The sequence below is a fragment of the Ruegeria sp. BHSB172 genome, assembly GCF_059613165.1.
The window spans coordinates 17776-39722 of sequence record NZ_JBXWRZ010000029.1; the positions used below are offsets into that span (position 1 = coordinate 17776).

The following is a 21947-nucleotide window of genomic DNA, read 5'->3' on the forward strand; positions in this document are numbered from 1 at the left end:
GCGGCACAAAGCCCCTGTCGCAGCTCAGAATAGTCCCGGTTCATCTTTCTTTGTGTCGAAAGACAGCGCGGGGTTGGACGCAAGCAGACCTTCGAGACTGACTGGCGCTCTCCGGCTCACTTGGCACGGTTCTTTTCATACTCTTCCCTAAGCCGATTGGCCTCGATCTCCAGATCCGTCTGTGAGCCATTCTCAGCATCGTTGATTGTGGGCCTAACGGACGTTGTCTCCTGATCGGGTGTCGAGAGCCTTCCGTCGCCAGACATCAAGATCGCCGCCCATCTCAGGCCGGGAACATGGGCAAAAATTATCATTACGCAAACCGTAATGGGAACGCTGAGAAAAGCGCCAGGCAAACCCCAGATCGTCGTCCATGTCGTCAAGGCGACAATGACCATCATCGGGGATAAGTTGAGAGATTTCCCGGTAAGAGCAGGCTCCAAAATGTTGCCGATGACGAATTGGACTGCTCCGCAGCCCAGAACGATGATCAGTAATGCGGAATAGCCATCGAACTGGACCAGCGCCACAACCGCCGGGAAAATGACGGCCAGCACCGAACCAATGGACGGAATGAAGTTCAGGGCGAACGTCAGGACGCCCCACGTTTCGGCAAAGTCCAGGCCGACGGATTTCATGATCGCATAGCACAAAAGCCCGGTTAGAGCGCTCACAAATGTTTTAATGCCCACATACCGTTGCAGGGACTCTGAGATGTGAATGACGGTCCTGCCTATTTCCGCACCCAGCTCTGGGTCATTGGCAGAGATTGCCAGCTTTTCCCGCATTGGGCGGCGTTCAATCAACATGAATGGCAAGTACAGGAGAACCAAGAAAGCGCCGGACAAGAACGTCTTGGCCGAGCTGACCGTTTCCACTGCAAACCCCGAGGCATCCAAGTCCTGGATGACGTTGACAACCGCGTTTGCATTATCGTCCCCAATGATCTCGACGATATTCGCAAGGATGCCGGCGAACCGGTCTTGATATCGTGGGACCGCGGCTGCCACTTCCTTTGCCTGAGCCGACAGTACACTCAAGATAGCGAGGATACCGGCCACGATAAGCAAGAAGCCCAAAACATATGACAGCCAAATCGGAACCGAACGGCCACCGATCCGAATTGCTGCGATACGATCAATGACAGATACAATGAGTACGAATAGCAGGCCAGAAATGGCCAGAGGTATCAGCAGCTCTTTGAGAACAAAAAGCCCTGTAACGGTAGTTCCCACAACAATTGAAGAGTAAGCCCAAAACGCCAAGGTCGCAGCTGGTCGGGTAGGCGTGTTTTGGTCCATGTTGCGTGGTCCTATCCTTGGATCGCGAGCGCGGGCTGACCTCAGCGTAATTCGTCAGCGTGAGTCTGGCCTTTTCCTTTTGAAGCAAATGGCCTCTGGCGAAAGATCCTAGCTGCATTCGGCTGGTTGCTCCATACGCAAAAATCTTCTGCTCGTGCGTGACACGGCGATCATGGCGCAGCGAGGTCCGCAGATCGCCAAAAGTAAAGGTTTGATGTATTTTCAAGACGGCACTACGCTATCAGCATGTGATGACACAGGAGGAATGGGTATGGAAATCAAGGATCTAATGGAGGACCTGCAGCGGCGTCGAGACGAGCTGCGGCTCCAACTGCACTTGGCGACGAAGGAAGCTGAGGACGAATGGAAAGAGTTGACCGCTCAGTGGGACAAGTTCCTGACACGCGACGAGTTCGAAAAAAGCGCCGAGGAAGTGGGCGAGGCGGCGCGGGCGATTGGCCTGCAGATGAAGGCGGCCTACGACAAGTTCAAGAAGTCTTAGGTCCGAGCTGCCCCGACCGCGCGCAGCGAAAGGGGCCGTGGGCATGGTTCCCGGCAAGAGTGGCGATGGAAACGTCCTGCGCTGAATGAGCAGAAGTGTCTCTGCCTTATAAAGTGTCCGGTTTCACGTGCCTCGACCTCGGACAACGCAACCAAATGGGAGATCGCCCCATGGCGACAAAAGCTGAGCTCGAAGCTGAACTGGCTGTTCTTCGCGAGAAGCTCAAGGAAAATGGCGGTTCATCAGCGCAAACGCAGAAAGTGCCCGACAACACCGATGAAAAGCGGGAGCCGGGGGGGTGGGACAGCGAGCTTTCTGAGCTTTTGGCACAAATCGAAGAATTGCCGAGCAAACATCCCCTGCTTCTTACATTGGGGGTATTCGCTCTAGGATATTTGATCGGTCGCTCAAAGTAGGGAACTTGTTATGAACCGCATCTCCAGAAACGTTTCTATCGTCCTGCGTTCCGAGCGACTGATCGCTCAGCGGCACTTGGCCGTATTGCGGCGACAAACCGGTCTGATGGCGGCGGCGGGTATCGCTGCGGCAGTCGGTTTGATCATGTTGAACGCGTCGGCATACTTGGCGCTTTCGCAAAGTGTTTCGGCGCCAATTGCGGCTTTGGTTGTGTCGCTGGCGAATTTGATCGTCGCCGCGATCTTGATTTCGATTGCAGGTAAGTCCAGCGCGGAACAGGAAACAGCACCGGTTGCAGAGGTGCGGGACATGGCCCTTGAAGACATCGAGGCCGAGATCCGAGCCTTTTCCGAAGAAGCCAAGGCCACGGCGGAAGCCGTCAAGAAAATGGCGAATGACCCGTTGGGTTCCATCGCCCCCAAAGTTGCAAGCAGCGTGGTCAGCGCAGTGATCCGGAACACCACGGAGAGCTCAAAAAAGGACAAAAGCTAGCGCATGCTCCTGCTTTCAATCTACCAGCTGCTCTAAACTTTTTGGCGCCGATTATCGATACTGCGAGCGTAACACTTGCCCCAAAAACAGGGCGGGCAAAATAGGCTTAGAACTTGTAGTTTTTCGGACAGTGATCAGCCAAGGATCATGAAATCAGGCTGCTTGGCGAGTGTAATTTATGGGAAGTCTTTTGCAGTGACCACTCATCTGGACAACACTTTTGGGAAATCAAGCATAGAGAGAACAGCAGAAAACATATCCATTTGGGTTGAGAGCATCGATCCAGTTCTTGCGATCAGTTTACTGGCTTTCGTTGTTTTGGTGTACGTTTTTAGAAAGCCATTGGCAAATTGTGTGCTGCAGCTTCTGAGTTTTCTCATGCGGCGCCTTGAAAGCGCAATATCAGAGGAAATACGCGGCAAGCTGCGTGAAGCCGTTCAAGTGCTTCTCGTCACCTTTGCTATGTTTATAGTTCTAGAGATTATCCAGCCTCCGGAACTACTCTCCCGATTTTTGCGTCGAGTGTTGACATCGATATGCATCATTGCGGTGTTTTCTGGCTGGTATCGATTGGCAGCCGTATTCGTTTCCATGTTGAGCAGTGAAGAACACGCGAAGTCTATCCGTCTCGAACAGGACTGGACTGTTAGAGTAACACAGTTCTCAGTTGTTCTTTTTGGTTTAGCTGCATTGCTCGAGGTCTGGGAGATCGACATTTCTGGTGCGCTGACGGGTGTCGGCGTGCTTGGCGCGGGGCTGGCAATCGCCTCACAAGACCTAGTAAGAAACTTGCTTGCCGGCATGACCAACAGCAGCGAAGAGCGCTTCGTGTCCGGAGATACGATTGATGTTGAGGGTTTGGTCGCCGGTGTTGTCGAGCGGGTGGACCTGCGCTCGACTCTGGTTGTTGGATTTGACCAGATCCCACGCTTCGTTCCGAACGCGGAACTGGCCAACAGCGTTGTGCTGAATTATTCCCGGATGAAGCATCGTCGGATCATGATGACCTTCGGTTTGGTGCTCTCTGCCAGCGAAAGTCAGGTGATCGCCGTTCGCGACGGGCTGCAGCGCTACATGCACGAAAGCGGCGATTTTGATACCTCGGATGACGCCCCGTGCTACGTGCGCGTCACGGGGCTGAGCGACCATTCGATAGATATTTTGTTCTACGGGCGTAGCCGATCGCCGACTTATTCAGACTTTCTGCGCGTCAGCGAAAACCTCAGCCTGAAAATCCTGTCTCTGGTCGCAGAAGTGGGAACCCAACTGGCCCATCCGACCCAAACGATAAAAACGGTTTCCCCGGCGCCTCATCAGACGCCCGGCCCGGACAAGGAGGACCTCAATGACTGAGTTTATCCTGGCCTTTCTGGTTGTCCTCGAGGGGATTGCCGTCTTCTTCGCTTGGCGCGCCGTTCAAACCGCACGCACGCCGCAAGGGGCGGTGGGCTGGGCCATCCTGCTGATCGCCGCGCCTTACCTGGGCGTGCCACTCTACCTATTCTTGGGCCATCACAAATACCGGGGATTCATCCTTTCGCGCAAGGGCAGCGAACGCGTGATGGAAGGCCTGCGCGTCCATGCTGAAACGTATAGGCCCGTGGCACCGCTGCCGGTGTCGCCCCGGCCGCTGGAGGCGATTTCCGGGTTTCCGGCAGTGCGCGGCAATTCCATGCGGCTGCTTGTCGATGGCGAGGAAACATTCGCAGACATCTTCAATGCCATCGATGAGGCCGAGAATTATGTTCTGGTGCAATCCTATATCGTCAAGGACGACGGTGTGGGGCGCGCACTGGCCGAGCGAATGATCGCGGCGGCAGGCCGGGGCGTTAGCGTTAGGTTCCTCGTCGATGCGGTCGGCTCGATTGCGCTGCCCGCAACCTACTTCGATCGATTACGTGCGGGCGGCGTAGAATTCGTCGACCCCAAAAAAATGCCCGGGCCCCGGACGCGCTTTCACCTCAACTTCCGCAACCACCGCAAGACAATCATTGTGGATGGTAAAACCGGCTTTACCGGCGGGCTGAATTTCGGCGACGAGTACAACGGACTGGACCCGAAATTTGGCGACTGGCGCGACACCCATGCCCGGCTGCAGGGGCCGATTGTGTCACAGCTGCAGCTGATCTTTGCCGAGGACTGGCACTGGGCCACCGAAGAGGTGCTGCTTGACGATCTGCTCTGGGATGCCCCCCTGGCCGGGGATGACATGGCCGCGATGCTGATGGCGACCGGCCCGGCGGACGAGATGGAAACCGGGGCGTTGTTTTTCTTTGCCTGCATTTCCATGGCCAAAGACCGCATCTGGATTGCCTCGCCCTATTTCGTGCCGGACACCGACGTGATCGCGGCCTTGAAATTCGCCGCACTGCGTGGCGTTGATGTCCGGATACTTGTTCCCGAAGTCGTCGACCACAAAGTGCCCTGGCTTGCAGCCTTTGCGTATTTCGACGAAATTCGCGACGCGGGGGTCAAGGTCTTTCGATACGATGCAGGCTTCATGCATCAGAAAGTCGTCCTGGTCGATGATGCCGTGGCGGCAGTGGGCACAACAAACATGGACAACCGCTCATTCCGTTTGAACTTCGAGGCCATGGCAATGCTTTTTGACACTCGCGCGGCTTCCCAGTTGCACGCGATGCTCGAAGCTGACTTTGCGCGGTCGTTTGAACTCACAAAGACACTGATGGAGCAACCTTGGAGAGTTCGCGTTGGCGCTCCAATTTCGCGGCTGTTTTCCCCATTACTCTGATTGCTTTGCTGGTGCGATCTTTGAAGTTTCATTCCCTCTTCAGAGTTTTTCGTAGAGTTATGATTTTGATTGGGGGTAAGTATGTGGCGTATCAATCGCGCCTAGTTTACCGGAAAGCCTGCCGCTGTAGTCGCCGATCGTGATCGTGCAGGGCTAGCGGTGGACGACGAGGCGCCCGAGCACTTCGGGCGCAAGTCAGGCGAGGCGTTTGAGGTGGCCGAAGTAGCGGTCGGACAGGCCCTCGTCGGCGGCGAGATCCGTGAGTGTGGCGACCTAGCCGGCCTCCAGAATCTTCCGCTAGCGCCATGCCCGGCCGATGGCGCGCAAGAGGCGGAGACCTTGTGCCGAGGCAGTGCGAACACCGCCTCTTTGCCATGCATGATACCGAAGGCGATGCGTCTTTAACGCTCAAGCTACCTGCCTCGGAACGGTTTGTGTCCGCCATTCTCCACCTGGCCGATAGCGAGCGGCGACGCGTCCAGATTCGAGTTGCAGCAGGTGGAGCCAGCCGTTGTTGAACAGCGCCGCAACCTCGCTGTGGCGGGCGAGGATGTCCGAGATCGCTTCGCGCGGGGCCTCGATGAGCACGGTCAGGCGCTGCGGCTCATGCATCTGACGCATGCCGTCATGCACTGCCTGCCAGGGCAGTCCTGCCCGCAGCCGCCCGCCGTTTCCCTCGACCACGCCGATGCCGCCTGCGACATTGTGGATGAGTTTGTTGCCGGCCCCGAAGACTTCGGGTGCGAGGCTTGAGCCGTAGTATTGCAGGGAGATCCAGCTTGCCACCACGACAGGTGCGGTCAGGATCAACTCGAGCGTGGCAAAGCCCTCGTCCGCCTTCCAGTCGTAACTGTGCAGAAAGGCACGCCCGCCGAGATCCTTGCCAGCGGTCGCCGCGCGCGGGGCGGCGATAAACACGGAACAGCCCGCAAGCCCCCATTCGGGGCGGATTTCGGACCAGTCGCGCGCCCGCGTCGCCACGGTTTGGGGCGTTGCGCCGGGAAGCTTGAGAGCGCGCTCCATCCGCGCCTGATTGCTCGCCGCTGCAAGCCACGCGCGGGTCTGTGCAAGCTCCGGCGCATGCGTGGCGGGGGCTTCGGCATCGAACAAACTCACTTCCTCGGTTGTGGTGTCGTGCAGCGCGGCCACGAAGTGCGTGTCCTCGGGCAGCGCGATCCCGAGCCCCGGAAGATGCGCACGGGTTTCTGGATCGTTCAGTAGTGCGGCCAGAAGCCGCGCCGAAACCGCACCTGTGTGACCTCCGCAGGCGCCGCAGTGATAGGCGCTTTCGTGGGGGTTGTTGGTGGCCTGTGCGCCATGGCCGACGAGTAACATCAGCCGTGCGAATCCTTCACGAAGGCCCATTGCCTTGAGCACGTCGGCCACGATTTCCGCCCGGCGTTCCGGCGAGAGCGTATCTGCAAGGCGAGGGGCGGGTTCTGGCGTCTCTGCTGCGGCGGCCTTGCCGAATGTGCCGGCCAGAAGCTTGCAGCCATAGACGAGCCCCGCCGCCTCCACAAAGGCAAAAGACGAGACTGCCGCCTGCCGGAAACGCCCCCAGGCGCGCACTGCCCGCGCGTCAATGCGTGTCGCCTTCTCGGCGGTCCCGGGCTGCTGGCTCGAGCTGCGCAGGGCGGGCGTCAGCAGCACCGGCAGATGCTCCTCGACCGCATCGGAGCCATGTGGAGAATGCGCGACCGGCAGGCCGAAGAAACCAGCGAAACCAAGGGTCTCGATCCCCGGTGCCTGCGCCTCGAGAGCGCGGCGAAACGGCTCGGAGCGCACGTCGATGCAAAAGGCCGCCTGCAGCGTCGAGCGTGCCGAGGGCAGGGCGGCGGGCCCATCGAGCCGCTCGTCGAGGCGCCGCTGGAGGGCACGTTCGGCGGCATCCTGAAGGATTGCATCAACCACGAGGTCCGGGGTTGGCGCGACGGGTTCGGCATGCGCCCGAACCACCTCGGCCCAGCGGGGCGCGAGTTCGGGGTACTGCGCAAAAAGAGCCTCCTCCCAGGTCAGACGGATCGCTAGCAGCGCCGGAAGGGTGCGGTCGGTCCCTCTCTCTTGCTCGGCCTTCCACAGCAACCAGCGAGCGTGCTGCTCCCAGCCACCGAGGTCCAAAAGCAGCCGGTGAAAGGCCGTTTCGGCCGCGTCTGCCTCGATGCCCAGCGACTCGGCCGCTCTGGCGATCGCTCGCTCCGGGGTGTCTGGGACGGCTGCGACATGCGCGCAGAAGCCATGGAGTCCGGCGATCTCGGGGGTCAGGTCGCGCGCGGCCCAGGCCCTCCAGGCGGCCCAGGCGGGGGCATCCGTCGCAGGTAACCAAAACGCTTGCCCCCGGTCGAAGTGACCGGCCGCCCAGAGGCCGACGCAGCGTTCGATCACGGCGGGCCAGTCGGTCCCGCTCAACTCGGCAGCAAGATCGGCAACGGTTGGCAGAGCGCGGGGCGCTGGTGTCGGCGCATGCATCTTGGCCTTTAGAAGCGCCAAGTTGGCCGGTTTAAGCGGTGAGGTGCAGGCAATCAGCGCCGCTGCGAGATCGTCATCGGTGATACGCCCTGCTGCAACCTCGGCTGCAAGCTCAGTGCGCGGACGGAAGAGCGCCGCACCGGATACGCGCGCAAGACGTGCCGCCGCTACGGTCATGTTTTCTCCCGCCTGTCCAAGAAAGGGGTTGACTGCCACCGTGGCATCAAGCGGGAAGGCGGGTGGGATCGCCCGCACGGCGGCCTCGGCGGCCTTCAGGATCGCCGACAGCCGGGCTGGCGCTATGTCGATTTCTTGCATGAACATTTCGTAAGATCCTTATTTCGCGTTTATTTGGACTTCACAGTGCGGAAGCCGCCGATCGCCTGGTCAATGAGCGCATTTAGGTACAGGCCGTTGGTGACATGCACGCGCAGCCCTGCAGCAGCTGGGTGGTTCGCCCAGAGCGGAAACAGAGCCTGAGCAAGCGCCACCAACCCGAAGGACGTAACCGCGAGCACGATCAGCGCCCATTCCAGCGGGCCCGGAACGGGCGGTGCGGGCAGATGAGCGCCCCAGAGCGCTTGCGCGCCGAGTTGGAAGGCAAAATAGGCCACCGTGGCGGCGAGCGCGGCGCGCGCGGTGCGGCGCGTCAGGGCCCGCGGCGCGGCATCGGCCAGCCCTTGCGCCACGAGGTAGGCGACGCCGAAGACAAGAATCGCGCCCAGCGCCAACGCCTGCGGTGACTTCGGCCCGGCGATGGCCATGAAAGCCCCCGCCATAGCCGCATAAAGTGCCAGCGCCAGGGCAAAGGCCCGAAACACTGCCCCCCAGCCCGGCACCGCCACAGGCCCCGGACGGCGCGCGGCGTTGACCTCGGTCACGGCCATACCGGCAGTCAGGAAGGCATGGCTCTTGTAGAGCCCATGGGCGACGATGTGCAGGAGCGCAATCGGCCACAAGCCCAGCCCGCATTGCATCAGCATGAAGCCCATCTGCCCGACCGTCGACCAGGCCAGTGCCGTCTTGACCGCGCTTTGTGTCAGCATCACCACCGCCCCAAAGAGAGCAGTGAGCCCGCCCATCAGGACCAGAACCGCCATCGCCGCAGGGCTGGCCTGCACCAGCTCTGCGAGCCGGATCAGCAGGACTCCGCCTGCATTGATGATCCCTGCATGCAGTAGCGCCGAAACCGGGGTAGGCGCCTCCATCACCTCAGTCAGCCAGCCGTGCACGGGGAAGGCTGCCGTCTTCAAGAGCGCTGCCAGCACAATGAGCGCCACGGCTGCCTGTCCCGCAGCGCCCAGGCCTTGCGTTTGCACAGACTCGCGCAGTGCGGTCAGATCGGCGGTGCCGAAAGACACCCAAAGCAGACCTGCTGCAAGCACCAGCGCTATATCGCCGGCGTGCCAGACCAGGGAGAACTTCGTTGCCGCTCTCCGCGCCGCCGGCCGATCCGAATAGAAAAGCAAGAGTTGACGCAACACTATCCCGGTTGCCAGAAAAGCTGCGACCAAAACGGCAATATGGCCGGCTTGGACCAACGCCAGAACAATGGCCAGCGTGGTCAGCATCAATGCGTGAAACCGCCCCTCCTGCGCTTCGCCGTCCATGTAGCGCTTTGAATAGCGTGTCACGATCCAGCCGATAAAGGCGACAAGCAGCGATATTGTCGCGCCGATCACGTCGAGCATGAGCAGCTGCCCGAATCCGCTGACGCCGGTCTTTGGCGCGGAACCTGTCGCGAGCATGGCGGCCCCGGAAAGGGCCAGCACTAGCGCGACAAGGCTTGCGCTTTCCGGCAGCCAGCGCGCACGGGGCGGACGACGGCCCGGTGTGACCATCATTGTGGCAGCGCCGATCAGCAAAACCAGAGGCGCGAATTGGCCCGGGAAGGCAAGAAGGGCATCCATTGTCAATCTCCACGTTCAAGGAACTGTGGAGCGGACATAAACTCTTGGCGTTATCCAGAAAATTACATAATTTTAGTGTAAACGTTCGATCTGATGGAACAATGGCCAAGCTCAACCTTCACCATCTTCACCTGTTCCGTGCAGTCGCGCGCGAAGGCACGCTCACCGGCGCGGCGCAGCGGCTGAACCTGTCGCAGTCGGCGATGTCGACACAGATCAAGACGCTCGAAAGCACGCTTGGCCATCAGTTGTTCGAGCGCCGCGGACGCGGGCTGGTGCTGACCGAGGCAGGACGGATTGCGCTCGACCATGCCGAGTCGATCTTCCGGACCGCAGACGATCTCGTGGCCACTCTGCGCGACCGCCACGCCGGTCGGAGAGCTCTGCGCGTCGGCGCATTGTCCACGCTGTCGCGCAACTTTCAGATTGGTTTCATCGCGCCCTTTCTTGTGCAAGAAGATGTCGAAGTTATTCTGCGCTCCGGTCCGCAGTCTCAGCTCATCGCCGGTCTAGAGGCACTAACGCTTGACGTGGTGCTTACCAACCACCCCCCCGCGCAAGACGCAGCTAGCCGCCACCTGATCCACAGCATTGCCGAGCAACCAGTCAGTCTGATCGGTCCGCCCGATCTTGCTGGGCAGCCGCTGCACGACTTGCTGGAAAGCCGGCCACTGATCCTGCCTGCCTCTGGAAGCGCGCTGCGGGCGGCCATCGACGCTATGTTCGACGGGTTCTCAATCCTGCCCCGCATCGTCGCCGAGGCCGATGACATGGCCATGCTGCGGCTTCTGGCGCGTTCGGGTGCAGGGCTCGCTGTAATCCCACCCATCGTCGTACAGGACGAGCTTGCGTCAGGCCGGCTGGTCGAGCTTGCCAAGCTCGACGGGCTGTCGGAGACTTTCTTTGCTGTGACTCTGCGTCGCCGCTTCCCCAACCCTCTCATCCGCGACGCGCTGGAGGCGGCCATGGCCGCGGAGTTCGGCTGAGGCTGATCTGTGTAGCGTCAAGAAAACTTCCGTGCTGACCAGCCGAATATTCCTTGCGTAAGCTTATGCAGCCACAGGCAGTGCTGGAGTCTTGGTTTTGTCAAAATGCTCGCGCGATTTTTTGCGAACCTCAATCTCGGTTCTGGCATCCGGTTTTGGACCCTGAGTCATCCTTGGCCACTGATGAAACGAAACCCGCGCAATTTGGAGCGGTGCCATTTTTTCACAGGGATTTTCGATGGACTGAAAGTCAGCCCCGCCAAAATTTCGGCACCGGTTTCGAACGCGTGCAAGCTGGGCAACGGGGCAAGCCGACAGGAGGCAAAGCGGGCATCGCCGTTGATCGACTGGCGGTCAAGGATGATGAAATATGTCGTTCGTGCGGCTGAGACGGCCGGACCCAATCCAAAGGCCGTCTATTGCAGCGCCAGTTGCCTGTGTCGGCGTACTCTTTTTTGGTTTTATGGAGGGACTCGTCGCAGAGGTCCTTGCCACAGAGCCGGATGGTCTGCGGCAAGAAATAGCAATTGACCCTTTGGGAGCGAGCGTGGATATTTTGCCAAGGAAAAATGGTGGCACATTCACCCGGAGCGCAGATATGAACCTCACCCGCCGCATGTTCGGGGCAGCGACTCTCGCCTGCGGAATTGCCGCCATTGCGCAACCCGCAGCGGCCCGGGCGCAGGAACCGCCCGTTATTGCCGCGGCATCGGATCTGCGCTTTGCGGTTCAGGATATCGCCGCCGCTTTCGCCATGAAAACCGGCCACGAACTGCGGCTTGCGTTCGGGTCCACCGGCAATTTCGCGCGGCAGATCCGCGAAGGCGCGCCTTTTGAAATGTTCATGGCGGCCGATGAAAGCTTTGTTCTCGATCTGGCCCGCGACGGGTTCTTGCGGGACGAGGGCGCTCTCTACGCCCAGGGGCGCGTGGCCATCGCCGTTCCGAACCAAGGGTCGACGCTGGCAGCCGACGGGACGCTGGAAGACCTGCACCGCGCGCTTGGCGCCGGGCAGGTGTCGCGCTTTGCAATCGCCAATCCCCAGCACGCGCCCTATGGCATGCGGGCGATGGAGGTCCTGCAGCATGTGGGCATCTGGACGGCAATCGAACCGTCGCTGGTGTTGGGTGAAAATGTCAGCCAGGCCGCGCAGTTCGCGCTGTCGGGCAGCGCCGATGGCGGCATCATCGCTTGGTCCCTGGCCCAGTCGCCGCAGCTCCAGCCGCTGGGGGAATTTGCGCTCATTCCCGCCGATTGGCACCAGCCGCTGATGCAGCGCATGGCCCTGGTGCGGAATGCGGGGCCCGTGGCGGAGGCGTTCTATCGCTACATGAAAATGCCTGTTGCGCTTGAAATCTTGGCGCGCCACGGCTTTAGCGTGCCGGGTTAGACGCATGGACTGGCAGGCGCTCTGGCTTTCGCTTTCGCTGGCCGCGTGGACGGTGGCCTTGCTTCTACCGGTATCGATCCTGTTCGGGCGGTTTCTGGCGACCCGTAAGTTCCGGGGAAAGGGTGTGGTCGAGGGGCTTGTGATGCTGCCGCTGGTCCTGCCGCCGACCGTGTTCGGCTTCTACCTTCTGGTCACGCTCGGGCGGAACTCTCCGATCGGTGCGGCCTGGCAGGGGCTGTTCGGCCACCAATTGGTCTTCAGCTTCGAGGGATTGGTCGTGGCCTCGGTCATCTTCAACCTGCCATTTGCCATCCAACCGGCGCAGCGCGCCTTCGAGGCGATCCCGACGTCCCTGCGCGAGGCGGCGGCGGCCAGCGGGTTGCGCCCCCTGAGCGCGTTGCTGCGCATAGAACTTCCCCTGGCATGGCCGGGGGTGATGACGGCCATGGTGCTGACCTTCGCGCATACGCTGGGTGAATTCGGCATCGTCCTCATGGTGGGGGGCTCGATCCCGGGCGAGACCAAGACCATCGCCATCGCGATCTATGACCGCGTACAGGCCTTCGACATGCAGTCGGCGGCGACGATGTCTTCGGTTTTGGTCGCCATTTCGCTGTTCACCATCGCCGTCACCTTCGCCCTGTCGGCCCGCATGGGGCGAAAGCTCGACTGATGACGCTCAGAGTTACGCTCCGGGCCAAGGCGCCAATTCCGCTTGATCTGACCTTCGCGGTAGGACCTGGAGAGTTGCTTGCACTGGTCGGACCCTCGGGATCGGGCAAGACCACGACCTTGCGGACCATCGCTGGGTTCTGGCGGCCCGAAGCGGCGCGGGTCGAGGCCGCCGGGATCACATGGCTCGATACCGAGGCGGGGCTCTGCTTGCCGACACACCGCCGCCGCGTGGGCTTTGTGTTTCAAGACTATGCGCTGTTTCCGCATTTGACGGCGGCGCAGAACGTGGCCACGTCCCTGGGGGATCTGCCCCGCCGTGCGCGGGTGCGCGAGGCCGAACACCTGTTGCAGCGCGTCCATCTGGATGGGCTCGGCCATCGCCGGCCGGCGGACTTGTCGGGCGGGCAGAAGCAGCGCGTTGCGCTGGCTCGGGCCTTGGCGCGGCGCCCCGACGTGCTGCTTCTGGACGAGCCGTTCTCGGCCGTGGATCGTGCCACGCGTGAGCGGCTGTACGGCGAGATCATCGCCTTGCGGTCCGATCTGGAAATGCCGGTGGTTCTAGTGACCCATGACGTGAACGAGGCGCAGTTGCTTGCGGATCGGATGTTGGTGATCGACCGCGGCCGGGTCGTGCGCGACGGCACCACGGCCGAAGTGATGGCCGACGCCGACGCGCTGCGGGCCATGGGAATCCGCGAAGCGGCTGTCATGCTGCCCGCGATGGTGGCCGAGCATCTCGACGACGGTCTGACCCGACTTGACGCCGCGACCGGTCCGCTGTTCTTGCCCAGGATCGACGGGGCGCCCGGCACCGGTGTCCGGGTGCGGATCATGGCGCATGACGTGATCCTGTCGCGCGCCCGGCCTCTGGGGCTGTCGGCGCAGAACATCCTTGGCGGAACAGTGACACGGATCGTACCCGGAGCAGGACCGGGCGTGCTGGTCCATGTTGCGGTCGGTGAACACGAGATCCTCGCTCGGATCACACGCCGCGCGGCAGCCGATCTTGGTTTGCGACCGGGGGATCCGGTCCACGCCATCCTCAAATCCATGTCCGTTGCCCGCGATCATGTTGCGCGTGCCGCTGATGACGCGGGGGGCGGAGGCCTGGGCTGATCAGATCGGGCAAGGGTCCGTTGCGGCACAGGCCGGGGTCATGCCGGGGGCGTCCTGTCGGTTTGCGGCACTGCGAGAGTACGAGCTGTCATCAAACCGTCACTTGCGCTGCGCTTTTAATTTCGAATATTCATGAAATATGGAAAAAATGATTCCCGAACGTCTGTCCACCCTGGGACATCCACAGCGGCTTGCCGTATTTCGGCTGCTGATGCGGCGCTATCCCGACCGCGTCCCGGCCTCGGAGATCGCGCGCGCGCTGGGGCTGAAGCCCAACACGCTGTCGAATTATCTGAGTGCATTGCTGCAGGTGGGGCTGATTTCGCAGGAGCGGGCAGGGACCTCGTTGCGCTACGGCGTCGAGATGGCGGCAGTGCGCGGGACGATCGACTGTTTGCTGCTGGACTGCTGCCGCGGCCGCCCCGAGATCTGCGCGCCCGCTTCCTGTACCACGTCTGACAAGACCGATCGGGACCGGAAGCTCAATGTGCTGTTCATTTGCACCGGCAATTCGGCGCGGTCGATCTTTGCCGAGGCGATCCTGCGGGACGAGGCGGGCGACCGGTTCAACGTGTATTCGGCCGGAACCCGGGCCCGGGCTGCGTTGAACCCGGTTGCTTTGCAGGTGCTGAAGCTCAATGGCCATGACATTTCGGATTTGCGCGCCAAGACCATTGCCGAGTTTCAGGCCCCGGACGCGCCGGATTTCGATTTCGTGTTCACGGTCTGCGATCAGGCTGCGAACGAAGACTGCCCCGCCTGGCCCGGCCAGCCCATCAGCGCCCATTGGGGTGTGCCCGATCCGGTTGGGGCCGACGGGACGAAATCCCAGAAAATCCTTTCCTTTCAAACGGCTTACGATGCGATCCGCAACCGAATCCTGACCTTTTCTTCGCTGCCGTTCGAAACCCTTGACCGCATATCACTTCAGAAGGCCGTGGATGACATCGGCCGGATCCATACCGAAGAAACCGCATGACCGTTTATGCTCTCAACGGCTTGGGCCGCATCGGCAAGCTGGCCCTGAAACCTCTGCTTGAGAAAGGCGCGCAGATCGCCTGGATCAATGATGCGGTGGGGGACCCCGCGATGCACGCGCATCTTCTGGAGTTCGACACCGTGCATGGCCGCTGGGCCGCCGACTTCAGTCATGACGAAAACTCGGTCACCATTGACGGCGTGCGGCTGCCCTTCATCGGAACCCGCAACCTGTCGGAGCTGCCGCTTGAGGGCGTCGACGTCATCATCGACTGCACCGGAGTTTTCAAGACCGAGGCAAAGCTGGCCCCTTACTTCGACGCCGGCCTGAAAAAGGTGGTGGTCTCGGCTCCGGTCAAGGATGGTGATACGGCCAATATCGTTTTTGGCGTAAACGAAGGCACCTATGACCCGGCCCGCCACCGCATCGTGACCGCGGCCAGCTGCACCACGAACTGCCTGGCCCCTGTGGTCAAGGTCATCCACGAGAGCCTGGGCATCCGGCACGGATCGATCACCACGATTCATGAAGTGACCAACACGCAGACGATCGTGGACCGTCCGGCCAAGGACCTGCGCCGTGCCCGGTCGGCGCTGAACTCGCTGATCCCCACGACCACCGGCAGCGCCACGGCGATCACCCTGATCTATCCCGAGCTGACGGGGCGGCTGAACGGGCATGCGGTGCGGGTGCCGCTGCTGAATGCCTCGCTGACCGATTGCGTGTTCGAGGTTGAACGCGAAACGACGGCCGAAGAGGTGAACGCCCTGTTCAAGGCCGCGGCCGAGGGGCCTCTCGCCGACATTCTGGGCTATGAGGAGCGTCCGCTGGTCTCGACCGACTATACCAATGACACCCGGTCCAGCATCGTGGATGCACCGTCGACCATGGTGGTGAACGGAACGCAGGTAAAGGTTTATGCCTGGTACGACAACGAGATGGGCTATGCGCACCGCCTGGTGGATGTCGCGATGATGGTCGGGGCATCGCTTTGACACGCGCTTCCCAACGTCCGGACGGGCTGTCGGCCTATATGGCCGTCACGGCAGCCTATTGGGCCTTCATGCTGACCGACGGCGCCCTGCGGATGCTGGTGCTGCTGCATTTTCACACTCTGGGCTTTTCACCGGTCCAGCTGGCCTATTTGTTCGTGCTGTACGAGATCGCCGGGATGGCCACCAACCTGGCCGCCGGGTGGATCGCCGCGCGGTTCGGGCTGACCACGACCCTGTACGCAGGGCTGACGATACAGGTGCTGGCATTGCTGGCGCTGGCGCAATTGGATCCGGGCTGGACCATCGGTGTGTCCGTCGCCTTCGTGATGGTCGTGCAGGGCGCCAGCGGAGTGGCCAAGGACCTGACCAAGATGTCGTCGAAATCGGCGGTCAAGCTGTTGGCCCCCACTGAAGGCGGCGGGCTGTTCCGCTGGGTCGCGGTGCTGACCGGGTCGAAGAACGCGGTCAAGGGGCTGGGCTTCCTGCTGGGGGCGGCCTTGTTGGCCGGGCTCGGCTTCAAGGGTGCCGTGCTGGGCATGGCGGGGGTTTTGTTCCTGATCTTGGTGGCGGTGCTGCTGGCGATGCCGCCGGGGCTGCCCAAAGGACGCAAGGGCGCGAAGTTTTCCGAGGTCTTTTCGAAATCGGCCAATGTGAACTGGCTGTCCGCGGCGCGGGTCTTCCTGTTCGGGGCGCGCGACGTCTGGTTCGTCGTCGGCATCCCGATCTATTTCTACGCCGTGCTGTCGGATGGCAGCGAAGCAGGCAACCGCGCGGCTTTTTTTCTGATCGGCGGGTTCATGGCCATGTGGGTCATTTTGTACGGCATCGTTCAGGCCGCCGCCCCGCGCCTGCTGCGGGCAGGGGCGCGGGATGAGGCTGATCTGGTCGCAGCGGCGCGCAGCTGGGCCTGGGGGCTGGCCTGTGTGCCGGCCCTATTGACGGTGGCCGCGCTGCTGTCCTCTGGTCCGACGCCATGGCTGACGCTGACGCTGGTGGGTGGTCTGCTGGCCTTTGGCGCGGTCTTTGCGGTGAATTCCTCGCTGCATTCTTACCTGATCCTGGCCTTCACCCAAGCCGAGCGGGTGACGATGGATGTGGGGTTCTACTACATGGCTAACGCGGGCGGGCGGCTGTTGGGTACGCTGCTGTCTGGGCTGACCTATCAATGGGGCGGGTTGCCCTTGATGCTGGGGACGGCGGCCGCCATGGTCTCGCTGTCCGCCGTGACGGCGGGGCGCTTGCAGCCCCAAACAACTTCGGAGATCTCGGCATGAGCGTATTTGAACGGTATCTGTCCCTGTGGATCGCGCTGGCCATGGCCGCTGGGATCGCCATCGGCTCGTTCGCGCCGGGTTTGGTTCAGGCCATCGCGGCGGCCGAGGTGGCCAATGTCAACCTGGTGGTGGCGGTGCTGATCTGGGCCATGGTCTATCCGATGATGGTAGGGGTGGACCCGGGCAGCCTGCGCGACGTGGTAAAACAGCCCAAAGGGCTGGCGATCACTCTGGTGGTCAACTGGCTGATCAAGCCCTTTACCATGGCGGCGCTGGGCGTGCTGTTCTTCGAATACGTCTTCGCCGACCTGATCGCGCCCGCCGATGCCCAGCAATATATCGCGGGGCTGATCCTGCTGGGTGCGGCACCCTGCACGGCAATGGTGTTCGTCTGGTCGCATCTGACCAAGGGGGACGAGAACTATACCCTGCTGCAGGTGTCGGTGAATGATATTGTCATGGTCTTTGCCTTCGCTCCGATCGTGGCCTTCCTGCTGGGCGTGACCGACATTTCCGTTCCGTGGCAGACGCTGGTCCTGTCGGTTGTCCTGTTCGTGGCACTGCCACTGGCGGCGGGTGTCTGGACGCGCAACCGGCTGGGCTCGGCTGAGCGGATCGCGGCGTTCCGCGACCGGGTCAAGCCGTGGGGTGTTGTCGGCCTGATCGCGACCGTCGTCATCCTGTTCGGACTGCAGGGGCAGGTGATCCTAGACCGGCCGGCGGTCATTGCATTGATCGCCGTGCCGATCCTGATCCAGTCCTACGGGATCTTTGCGGTGGCCTACGCGGCGGCCTTTGCCCTGCGCGTGCCGCACCGGATCGCGGCGCCCTGCGCGCTGATCGGCACGTCGAGCTTCTTTGAACTGGCGGTGGCCGTCGCCATCAGCCTGTTCGGCCTGAACTCGGGTGCGGCTCTGGCCACGGTAGTGGGTGTGTTGGTCGAGGTGCCGGTGATGCTGTCGCTGGTGACTTTCGCCAACCGGACACGCGGCAGGTTCCAGCAACGCGAAACAGGTGCCGTGGAACGTGCCGGCATCTGACTGTCGGTTTAACATGCTGAAAGAAAGCACGTCTTGCCCATCTCGGAGGGCGCGAAAAATTCTATCGGCGCCCACTTGAAATCTGGTTTCAACGAAACTTTGGCCGGTTGTGAGACGCCCGATTGAGGTTTCGTGGTTACGTGACAGGTTCGGCTGAAACAGCGGACCGCCAGCCGTTCGCCAGGACGGGAACAGATGACTGACGCGACTACACTACACTGCGCTGCCCTCGGGGCGGCCCGACTTGCCGCATGTCCGATCTCCGTCGGGGGGGTGCGCGGCGCGATACGTCACAGGTGGCGCCCAGGAAACGACACCAGAGGAGGACGCGCATGCTTGTACCTGCATTCAACCGACGCAACGATCCGTTTGCAATCATGCGGTCGATGATGCGTGACTTTGACCGCCTGTCCGGTGATGGTCCGGCCCGCTGTTCTGGGCTGGCGCGGATCGCCGCGCCGCGCTTTGGCCCGTGGGGCGTGTATCGGTGACGGCGGCGGTCAGTTCCCGTTGTTGCGCGCTTCCAGCCGTTCTAGATTGACCACCGTCGACAGCATCAGCCTGTCGTGGCTCCAATCCTGGGTCTGGCGGAACGATGCCGCCGCGAATGCCACCAGAACGGCAAAGATCAGCGTCGTCGCAAGAAAGAAGGCGGGCACGGGCGCGTTCAGTCGGGGCGCGTCGGCCAGGGCGATCACCCGCTGCCGCAGGACCCGCTTGGCCTTGCCACCGGGAACCAGGGCCACGTTCAGAACACGCGGGCGGCCCTGCGAGACCGTTCTGGCGCAGTAATCCAGCAGACATTTGGTATAGTCGCGGGCGTTGATTCCGCGGCGCATGACCACGGATTGGTCGCAGGACAGCTCACGCAGACGGCTGAACTGATATTTCAGCAGCCAGAAGGCCGGGTTCCAGAACAACAGCGGACGCAGCAGTTCGAATCCAAGCTCCCATTCGACGTCTCGGGCGCGGACATGCTCGAGTTCATGTGCCAGCGCGAAGCGCAGCTCACGCGGGGTGTCCAGCAGATGGCTGGGCAGCACCACATGGCGGCGGCGCAGACCGCGCACAGCGAAGGGAACGGTGATCCGGTCCGAGAGGCGCACGTCCACGCGGGTCGAGCGGCGCCAGAGGAAGCTGTTCTGAACGGTTTCGCGAATGGCCAGCGCATCCCGAACCGTTCGTGCCAGAATGCGCAGCGCGGCAAGGATCAGCGCCGCGACAAGCCCGGTCAGAACCGGGCTTTGACCGGACAGCACAAGATCGACCCAGCGCTGGCGTGTGTTCAGCAAGGCCTCGAACTGGGTCGCCGGCATGGCGATGTCGCCCCGCAGATAGGCCGCGACGGCGATGTCCCCGATGGCCACGGCGCGTCCGGGCCACATTTGCGCGGACAGTGCGGTCACCGTCAGCGCCAGAACCGGGCTGAGCAGAACACACAGGCAAAGCGCCTTGAGCACACGCAATTGAACGACGAAATTGTGCCGCTGCACCGTTGGGCGCAACGCCGCCCGGGCGGCCAGCCAGATCAGCGCGGACAAGGCCAGCACGACATTCAGGTCCAAATAGGCGTCGAGTACCGGTTTAACCGCTGTCATTTTGCAGTCTCCTCTCTACCAGTGCTCGAATTTCCTCCAGATCAGCTTCGGTCAGGCCGGCGTCATCGACAAGACGTGCCACCAGCGAGGCCGGGGTGTCATCGAACAACGTGCGAGACAGGTTCTGCAGCGACCGCGCCTGATAGGTGTCCTTCTCAAGCAGCGGGCGATAGATCAGGGTTTTGCCATCCTTGCGGCTTTGGACAAATCCCTTTTCATCCAGGATACGCAGGATCGTCGCGCCCGAGGTGTAGGCCAGGTTCCGCTCGGGCGGCAGCCGGTCCAGCACGTCGCGTACCGAGCCTTCGCCAAGTGCCCAAAGCTCGTTCATGAACTCCAGTTCAACCTCGGTCAGCAGATTTCCTGTCTTTCTCTTTCGCATCGGTTTCGGTGTCACCATTTTGCCTGTTATGCTTGCCAGACAAGCATCCTTTCACGGTTGCGCAAAGCCTAAACTTTCCAGAAAACGAAAATGCCCCAGCCGATCGACAGGAAAAGCGGGGTCCAGACCGGTTGGCCAACCAGCCCCAGCCAGGCCAGAAAGATATAGGCCGAACCCAGCAGGGTGATGAACAGCCGGTCGCCCAATGTGGTGGTCAGGCCCAGCACGCCCCGGCGTTCGATCCCGTCGCGAAACTTGACCACCTCGAGTACCCCGATCAGGGCGATGGCCGAGAAGATGCCCACGAAAACCGCCAGCGTTGCCGGGGTCCAGGCCATCCAGAAGTCGGGCCACAGCGGGTCGGTCCAGGAAAAGCCCTTGGGTTCTTCCTGACCGACATTGCCCCAGCCGGCCTTGGCTTGCGCCAGCGCCGAGGACGGGGCGAGCAGGGAGAGGGAGAGAAGGAGTTTGCGCATGTCGAACCTCATACACGTCCCATCGCGAAACCGCGCGCGATGTAGTTGCGGACAAACCAGATGACGATGGCGCCGGGGATGATGGTCAGGGTGCCTGCGGCAGCCAGCAGGCCCAGCTCGTAGCCTGCGCTGGACGCGGTGCGGGTCATCACGGCGGCGATCGGTTTGGCCTCAACCGCCGTCAGGGTCTTGGCCAGCAGCATTTCCACCCACGAGAACATGAAACAGAAGAATGCCGCCACGCCCACGCCCGCCTTGATGTTGGGCAGGAAGATCGTGACGAAGAACCGGGGGAAGGAATAGCCGTCGACATAGGCGGTTTCATCCAGCTCTTTCGGGATGCCGCGCATGAAACCTTCCAGGATCCACACTGCCAGCGGCACGTTGAACAGCGTGTGCGCCAGTGCCACCGCCAGGTAGGTGTCGAAGAGGTGGATCGACGAATACAGCTGAAAGAAGGGCAGGGCGAACACGGCCGCCGGGGCCATGCGGTTGGTCAGCAGCCAGAAGAACAGCTGCTTGTCGCCCAGGAACCGATAGCGCGAGAACGCGTAGGCCGCAGGCAACGCCACACAAACCGACAGGACCGTGTTGATCGTCACATAGGTGATTGAGTTGATATAGCCCCAATACCACGTCGGATCGGTGAAGATGGCCTTGTAGTTCTCCAGCGTAAAGGTCTGGGGAAAAAGGGAGAAGCCTGACAGGATCTCGTTCGTGGTCTTGAAGGACATCGCCACCAGCCAATAGATCGGCAACATCAGGAACGCGATATACAGGATCGGGATGAGGGACCGCTTCTTCATTGCGCGTCATCCTTTGTCATGAGGGTGTAGAAGACCCAGGAAACCAGCAGCGTGATGGCGAAATAGATCAGGCTCATCGCGGCCGCGGGGCCAAGGTCGAACTGTCCCAGCGCGATCTTCACCAGGTCGATCGACAGCAGGGTGGTCGAGTTGCCGGGACCGCCCCCGGTCAGAACGAAGGGTTCGGTGTAGATGTTGAAACTGTCCATGAACCGCAGCAGAACCGCGATGGTCAGAACCGTCTTCATCTTGGGCAGCTGGATATAGCGGAATACCGACCAGGGGCTTGCCCCGTCGATCTTGGCTGCCTGGTAATAGGCGTCGGGGATGGACACCAGACCGGCATAGCACAGCAGCACAACCAGCGAGGTCCAGTGCCAGACATCCATC

The 21947-nt window shown here is 61.6% G+C and carries 23 protein-coding genes; 15 read left to right on the top strand and 8 right to left on the bottom strand.

Annotation, left to right across the window (positions count from 1 at the left end; translation table 11 throughout):
* Positions 1–116: 116 nt before the first annotated feature.
* The gene (locus tag AC2FM3_RS12970; RefSeq protein ID WP_496682461.1) at positions 117–1301 is read right to left on the bottom strand and encodes an AI-2E family transporter; all 1185 of its coding nucleotides are present in this window, start codon (positions 1299–1301) and stop codon (positions 117–119) included.
* A gap of 271 nt (positions 1302–1572) precedes the next feature.
* Between AC2FM3_RS12970 and AC2FM3_RS12975 the strand changes: the two genes are divergently transcribed.
* The 5 genes from AC2FM3_RS12975 (at position 1573) to cls (ending at position 5464) form a co-directional block, all read left to right on the top strand.
* Positions 1573–1803, top strand: a complete 231-nt coding sequence (locus tag AC2FM3_RS12975; protein ID WP_496682463.1) for a hypothetical protein — start codon at positions 1573–1575, stop codon at positions 1801–1803.
* A 170-nt stretch (positions 1804–1973) separates the two neighbouring features.
* Entirely contained in the window at positions 1974–2219 is a 246-nt protein-coding gene (locus AC2FM3_RS12980; protein WP_496682465.1) for a hypothetical protein, read from the top strand.
* 10 nt (positions 2220–2229) lie between these two features.
* Complete coding sequence (locus AC2FM3_RS12985; RefSeq protein WP_496682466.1) at positions 2230–2712, top strand: hypothetical protein; 483 nt, start codon at positions 2230–2232, stop codon at positions 2710–2712.
* A gap of 195 nt (positions 2713–2907) precedes the next feature.
* The gene (locus AC2FM3_RS12990) at positions 2908–4065 is read left to right on the top strand and encodes a mechanosensitive ion channel family protein (protein WP_496682468.1); all 1158 of its coding nucleotides are present in this window, start codon (positions 2908–2910) and stop codon (positions 4063–4065) included.
* The gene (cls, locus tag AC2FM3_RS12995; RefSeq protein WP_496682471.1) at positions 4058–5464 is read left to right on the top strand and encodes a cardiolipin synthase; all 1407 of its coding nucleotides are present in this window, start codon (positions 4058–4060) and stop codon (positions 5462–5464) included. Before AC2FM3_RS12990 ends, cls begins: the two co-directional genes overlap by 8 nt.
* A gap of 408 nt (positions 5465–5872) precedes the next feature.
* Here cls and AC2FM3_RS13000 read toward each other — a convergent pair whose 3' ends face one another.
* Positions 5873–8248 carry a YbcC family protein gene (locus tag AC2FM3_RS13000; protein ID WP_496682474.1) on the bottom strand — a complete coding sequence of 792 codons (2376 nt, stop codon included), beginning with the start codon at positions 8246–8248 and terminating at the stop codon, positions 5873–5875.
* Between the two features lie 29 nt (positions 8249–8277).
* Complete coding sequence (locus tag AC2FM3_RS13005) at positions 8278–9840, bottom strand: proton-conducting transporter transmembrane domain-containing protein (RefSeq protein ID WP_496682477.1); 1563 nt, start codon at positions 9838–9840, stop codon at positions 8278–8280.
* A 101-nt stretch (positions 9841–9941) separates the two neighbouring features.
* On the opposite strand from AC2FM3_RS13005, the gene AC2FM3_RS13010 reads away from it, so the two are divergent.
* The 10 genes from AC2FM3_RS13010 (at position 9942) to AC2FM3_RS13055 (ending at position 18786) form a co-directional block, all read left to right on the top strand.
* Positions 9942–10826, top strand: a complete 885-nt coding sequence (locus AC2FM3_RS13010) for a LysR family transcriptional regulator (RefSeq protein ID WP_496682480.1) — start codon at positions 9942–9944, stop codon at positions 10824–10826.
* Between the two features lie 173 nt (positions 10827–10999).
* Complete coding sequence (locus AC2FM3_RS13015; RefSeq protein WP_496682482.1) at positions 11000–11215, top strand: hypothetical protein; 216 nt, start codon at positions 11000–11002, stop codon at positions 11213–11215.
* Positions 11197–12216 carry a molybdate ABC transporter substrate-binding protein gene (gene modA, locus AC2FM3_RS13020; protein ID WP_496682484.1) on the top strand — a complete coding sequence of 340 codons (1020 nt, stop codon included), beginning with the start codon at positions 11197–11199 and terminating at the stop codon, positions 12214–12216. The genes AC2FM3_RS13015 and modA overlap by 19 nt, the downstream gene beginning before the upstream one ends.
* A gap of 4 nt (positions 12217–12220) precedes the next feature.
* Positions 12221–12889 (top strand): molybdate ABC transporter permease subunit, encoded by a 669-nt coding sequence (gene modB, locus AC2FM3_RS13025; RefSeq protein ID WP_496682487.1) that lies wholly within the window; start codon positions 12221–12223, stop codon positions 12887–12889.
* Positions 12889–14007 carry a molybdenum ABC transporter ATP-binding protein gene (modC, locus tag AC2FM3_RS13030; protein ID WP_496682489.1) on the top strand — a complete coding sequence of 373 codons (1119 nt, stop codon included), beginning with the start codon at positions 12889–12891 and terminating at the stop codon, positions 14005–14007. The genes modB and modC overlap by 1 nt, the downstream gene beginning before the upstream one ends.
* A gap of 139 nt (positions 14008–14146) precedes the next feature.
* Positions 14147–14986 (top strand): arsenate reductase/protein-tyrosine-phosphatase family protein, encoded by an 840-nt coding sequence (locus tag AC2FM3_RS13035; RefSeq protein WP_496682492.1) that lies wholly within the window; start codon positions 14147–14149, stop codon positions 14984–14986.
* Positions 14983–15981 carry an ArsJ-associated glyceraldehyde-3-phosphate dehydrogenase gene (locus AC2FM3_RS13040; RefSeq protein WP_496682494.1) on the top strand — a complete coding sequence of 333 codons (999 nt, stop codon included), beginning with the start codon at positions 14983–14985 and terminating at the stop codon, positions 15979–15981. The genes AC2FM3_RS13035 and AC2FM3_RS13040 overlap by 4 nt, the downstream gene beginning before the upstream one ends.
* Positions 15982–16019: 38 nt before the next feature.
* A complete protein-coding gene (gene arsJ / locus AC2FM3_RS13045; protein ID WP_496682508.1) occupies positions 16020–17255 on the top strand; it encodes an organoarsenical effux MFS transporter ArsJ in 1236 nt (411 codons plus the stop codon).
* Entirely contained in the window at positions 17252–18295 is a 1044-nt protein-coding gene (arsB, locus tag AC2FM3_RS13050; RefSeq protein ID WP_496682497.1) for an ACR3 family arsenite efflux transporter, read from the top strand. Before arsJ ends, arsB begins: the two co-directional genes overlap by 4 nt.
* A gap of 332 nt (positions 18296–18627) precedes the next feature.
* Positions 18628–18786: a hypothetical protein gene (locus tag AC2FM3_RS13055; protein ID WP_496682500.1), complete on the top strand. Its 159-nt coding sequence runs from the start codon at positions 18628–18630 to the stop codon at positions 18784–18786.
* 9 nt (positions 18787–18795) lie between these two features.
* On the opposite strand, the gene AC2FM3_RS13060 is transcribed toward AC2FM3_RS13055, so the two are convergent.
* The 5 genes from AC2FM3_RS13060 to AC2FM3_RS13080 all read right to left on the bottom strand — a co-directional run.
* Complete coding sequence (locus AC2FM3_RS13060; RefSeq protein ID WP_496682502.1) at positions 18796–19893, bottom strand: M56 family metallopeptidase; 1098 nt, start codon at positions 19891–19893, stop codon at positions 18796–18798.
* The gene (locus AC2FM3_RS13065) at positions 19880–20275 is read right to left on the bottom strand and encodes a BlaI/MecI/CopY family transcriptional regulator (protein WP_005983946.1); all 396 of its coding nucleotides are present in this window, start codon (positions 20273–20275) and stop codon (positions 19880–19882) included. The genes AC2FM3_RS13060 and AC2FM3_RS13065 overlap by 14 nt, the downstream gene beginning before the upstream one ends.
* A gap of 68 nt (positions 20276–20343) precedes the next feature.
* On the bottom strand, positions 20344–20613 hold the full coding sequence (locus tag AC2FM3_RS13070; RefSeq protein ID WP_370797609.1) for a DUF2160 domain-containing protein: 270 nt from the start codon (positions 20611–20613) through the stop codon (positions 20344–20346).
* Between the two features lie 146 nt (positions 20614–20759).
* A complete protein-coding gene (locus tag AC2FM3_RS13075) occupies positions 20760–21557 on the bottom strand; it encodes a carbohydrate ABC transporter permease (RefSeq protein WP_475143518.1) in 798 nt (265 codons plus the stop codon).
* A partial coding sequence (locus AC2FM3_RS13080) for a carbohydrate ABC transporter permease (protein ID WP_496682505.1) occupies positions 21554–21947 on the bottom strand: 394 nt, incomplete at its 5' end. The genes AC2FM3_RS13080 and AC2FM3_RS13075, both read right to left, overlap by 4 nt.

Excerpts from the sequence above, each read along its gene's own strand:
- AC2FM3_RS12980 (WP_496682465.1), top strand. The coding sequence starts at position 1,974 with ATGGCGACAAAAGCTGAGCTCGAAGCTGAACTGGCTGTTCTTCGCGAG.
- AC2FM3_RS13055 (WP_496682500.1), top strand. The coding sequence starts at position 18,628 with ATGCTTGTACCTGCATTCAACCGACGCAACGATCCGTTTGCAATCATG.
- modB (WP_496682487.1), top strand. The coding sequence starts at position 12,221 with ATGGACTGGCAGGCGCTCTGGCTTTCGCTTTCGCTGGCCGCGTGGACG.
- AC2FM3_RS13000 (WP_496682474.1), bottom strand. The coding sequence starts at position 8,248 with ATGCAAGAAATCGACATAGCGCCAGCCCGGCTGTCGGCGATCCTGAAG.
- AC2FM3_RS13060 (WP_496682502.1), bottom strand. The coding sequence starts at position 19,893 with ATGACAGCGGTTAAACCGGTACTCGACGCCTATTTGGACCTGAATGTC.
- AC2FM3_RS12985 (WP_496682466.1), top strand. The coding sequence starts at position 2,230 with ATGAACCGCATCTCCAGAAACGTTTCTATCGTCCTGCGTTCCGAGCGA.
- AC2FM3_RS13065 (WP_005983946.1), bottom strand. The coding sequence starts at position 20,275 with ATGCGAAAGAGAAAGACAGGAAATCTGCTGACCGAGGTTGAACTGGAG.
- AC2FM3_RS13010 (WP_496682480.1), top strand. The coding sequence starts at position 9,942 with ATGGCCAAGCTCAACCTTCACCATCTTCACCTGTTCCGTGCAGTCGCG.
- modC (WP_496682489.1), top strand. The coding sequence starts at position 12,889 with ATGACGCTCAGAGTTACGCTCCGGGCCAAGGCGCCAATTCCGCTTGAT.
- AC2FM3_RS13040 (WP_496682494.1), top strand. The coding sequence starts at position 14,983 with ATGACCGTTTATGCTCTCAACGGCTTGGGCCGCATCGGCAAGCTGGCC.
- cls (WP_496682471.1), top strand. The coding sequence starts at position 4,058 with ATGACTGAGTTTATCCTGGCCTTTCTGGTTGTCCTCGAGGGGATTGCC.
- AC2FM3_RS12975 (WP_496682463.1), top strand. The coding sequence starts at position 1,573 with ATGGAAATCAAGGATCTAATGGAGGACCTGCAGCGGCGTCGAGACGAG.
- AC2FM3_RS12970 (WP_496682461.1), bottom strand. The coding sequence starts at position 1,301 with ATGGACCAAAACACGCCTACCCGACCAGCTGCGACCTTGGCGTTTTGG.
- AC2FM3_RS13075 (WP_475143518.1), bottom strand. The coding sequence starts at position 21,557 with ATGAAGAAGCGGTCCCTCATCCCGATCCTGTATATCGCGTTCCTGATG.
- AC2FM3_RS13035 (WP_496682492.1), top strand. The coding sequence starts at position 14,147 with ATGGAAAAAATGATTCCCGAACGTCTGTCCACCCTGGGACATCCACAG.
- arsB (WP_496682497.1), top strand. The coding sequence starts at position 17,252 with ATGAGCGTATTTGAACGGTATCTGTCCCTGTGGATCGCGCTGGCCATG.
- modA (WP_496682484.1), top strand. The coding sequence starts at position 11,197 with ATGTCGTTCGTGCGGCTGAGACGGCCGGACCCAATCCAAAGGCCGTCT.
- AC2FM3_RS13070 (WP_370797609.1), bottom strand. The coding sequence starts at position 20,613 with ATGGCCTGGACCCCGGCAACGCTGGCGGTTTTCGTGGGCATCTTCTCG.
- arsJ (WP_496682508.1), top strand. The coding sequence starts at position 16,020 with ATGGCCGTCACGGCAGCCTATTGGGCCTTCATGCTGACCGACGGCGCC.
- AC2FM3_RS13005 (WP_496682477.1), bottom strand. The coding sequence starts at position 9,840 with ATGGATGCCCTTCTTGCCTTCCCGGGCCAATTCGCGCCTCTGGTTTTG.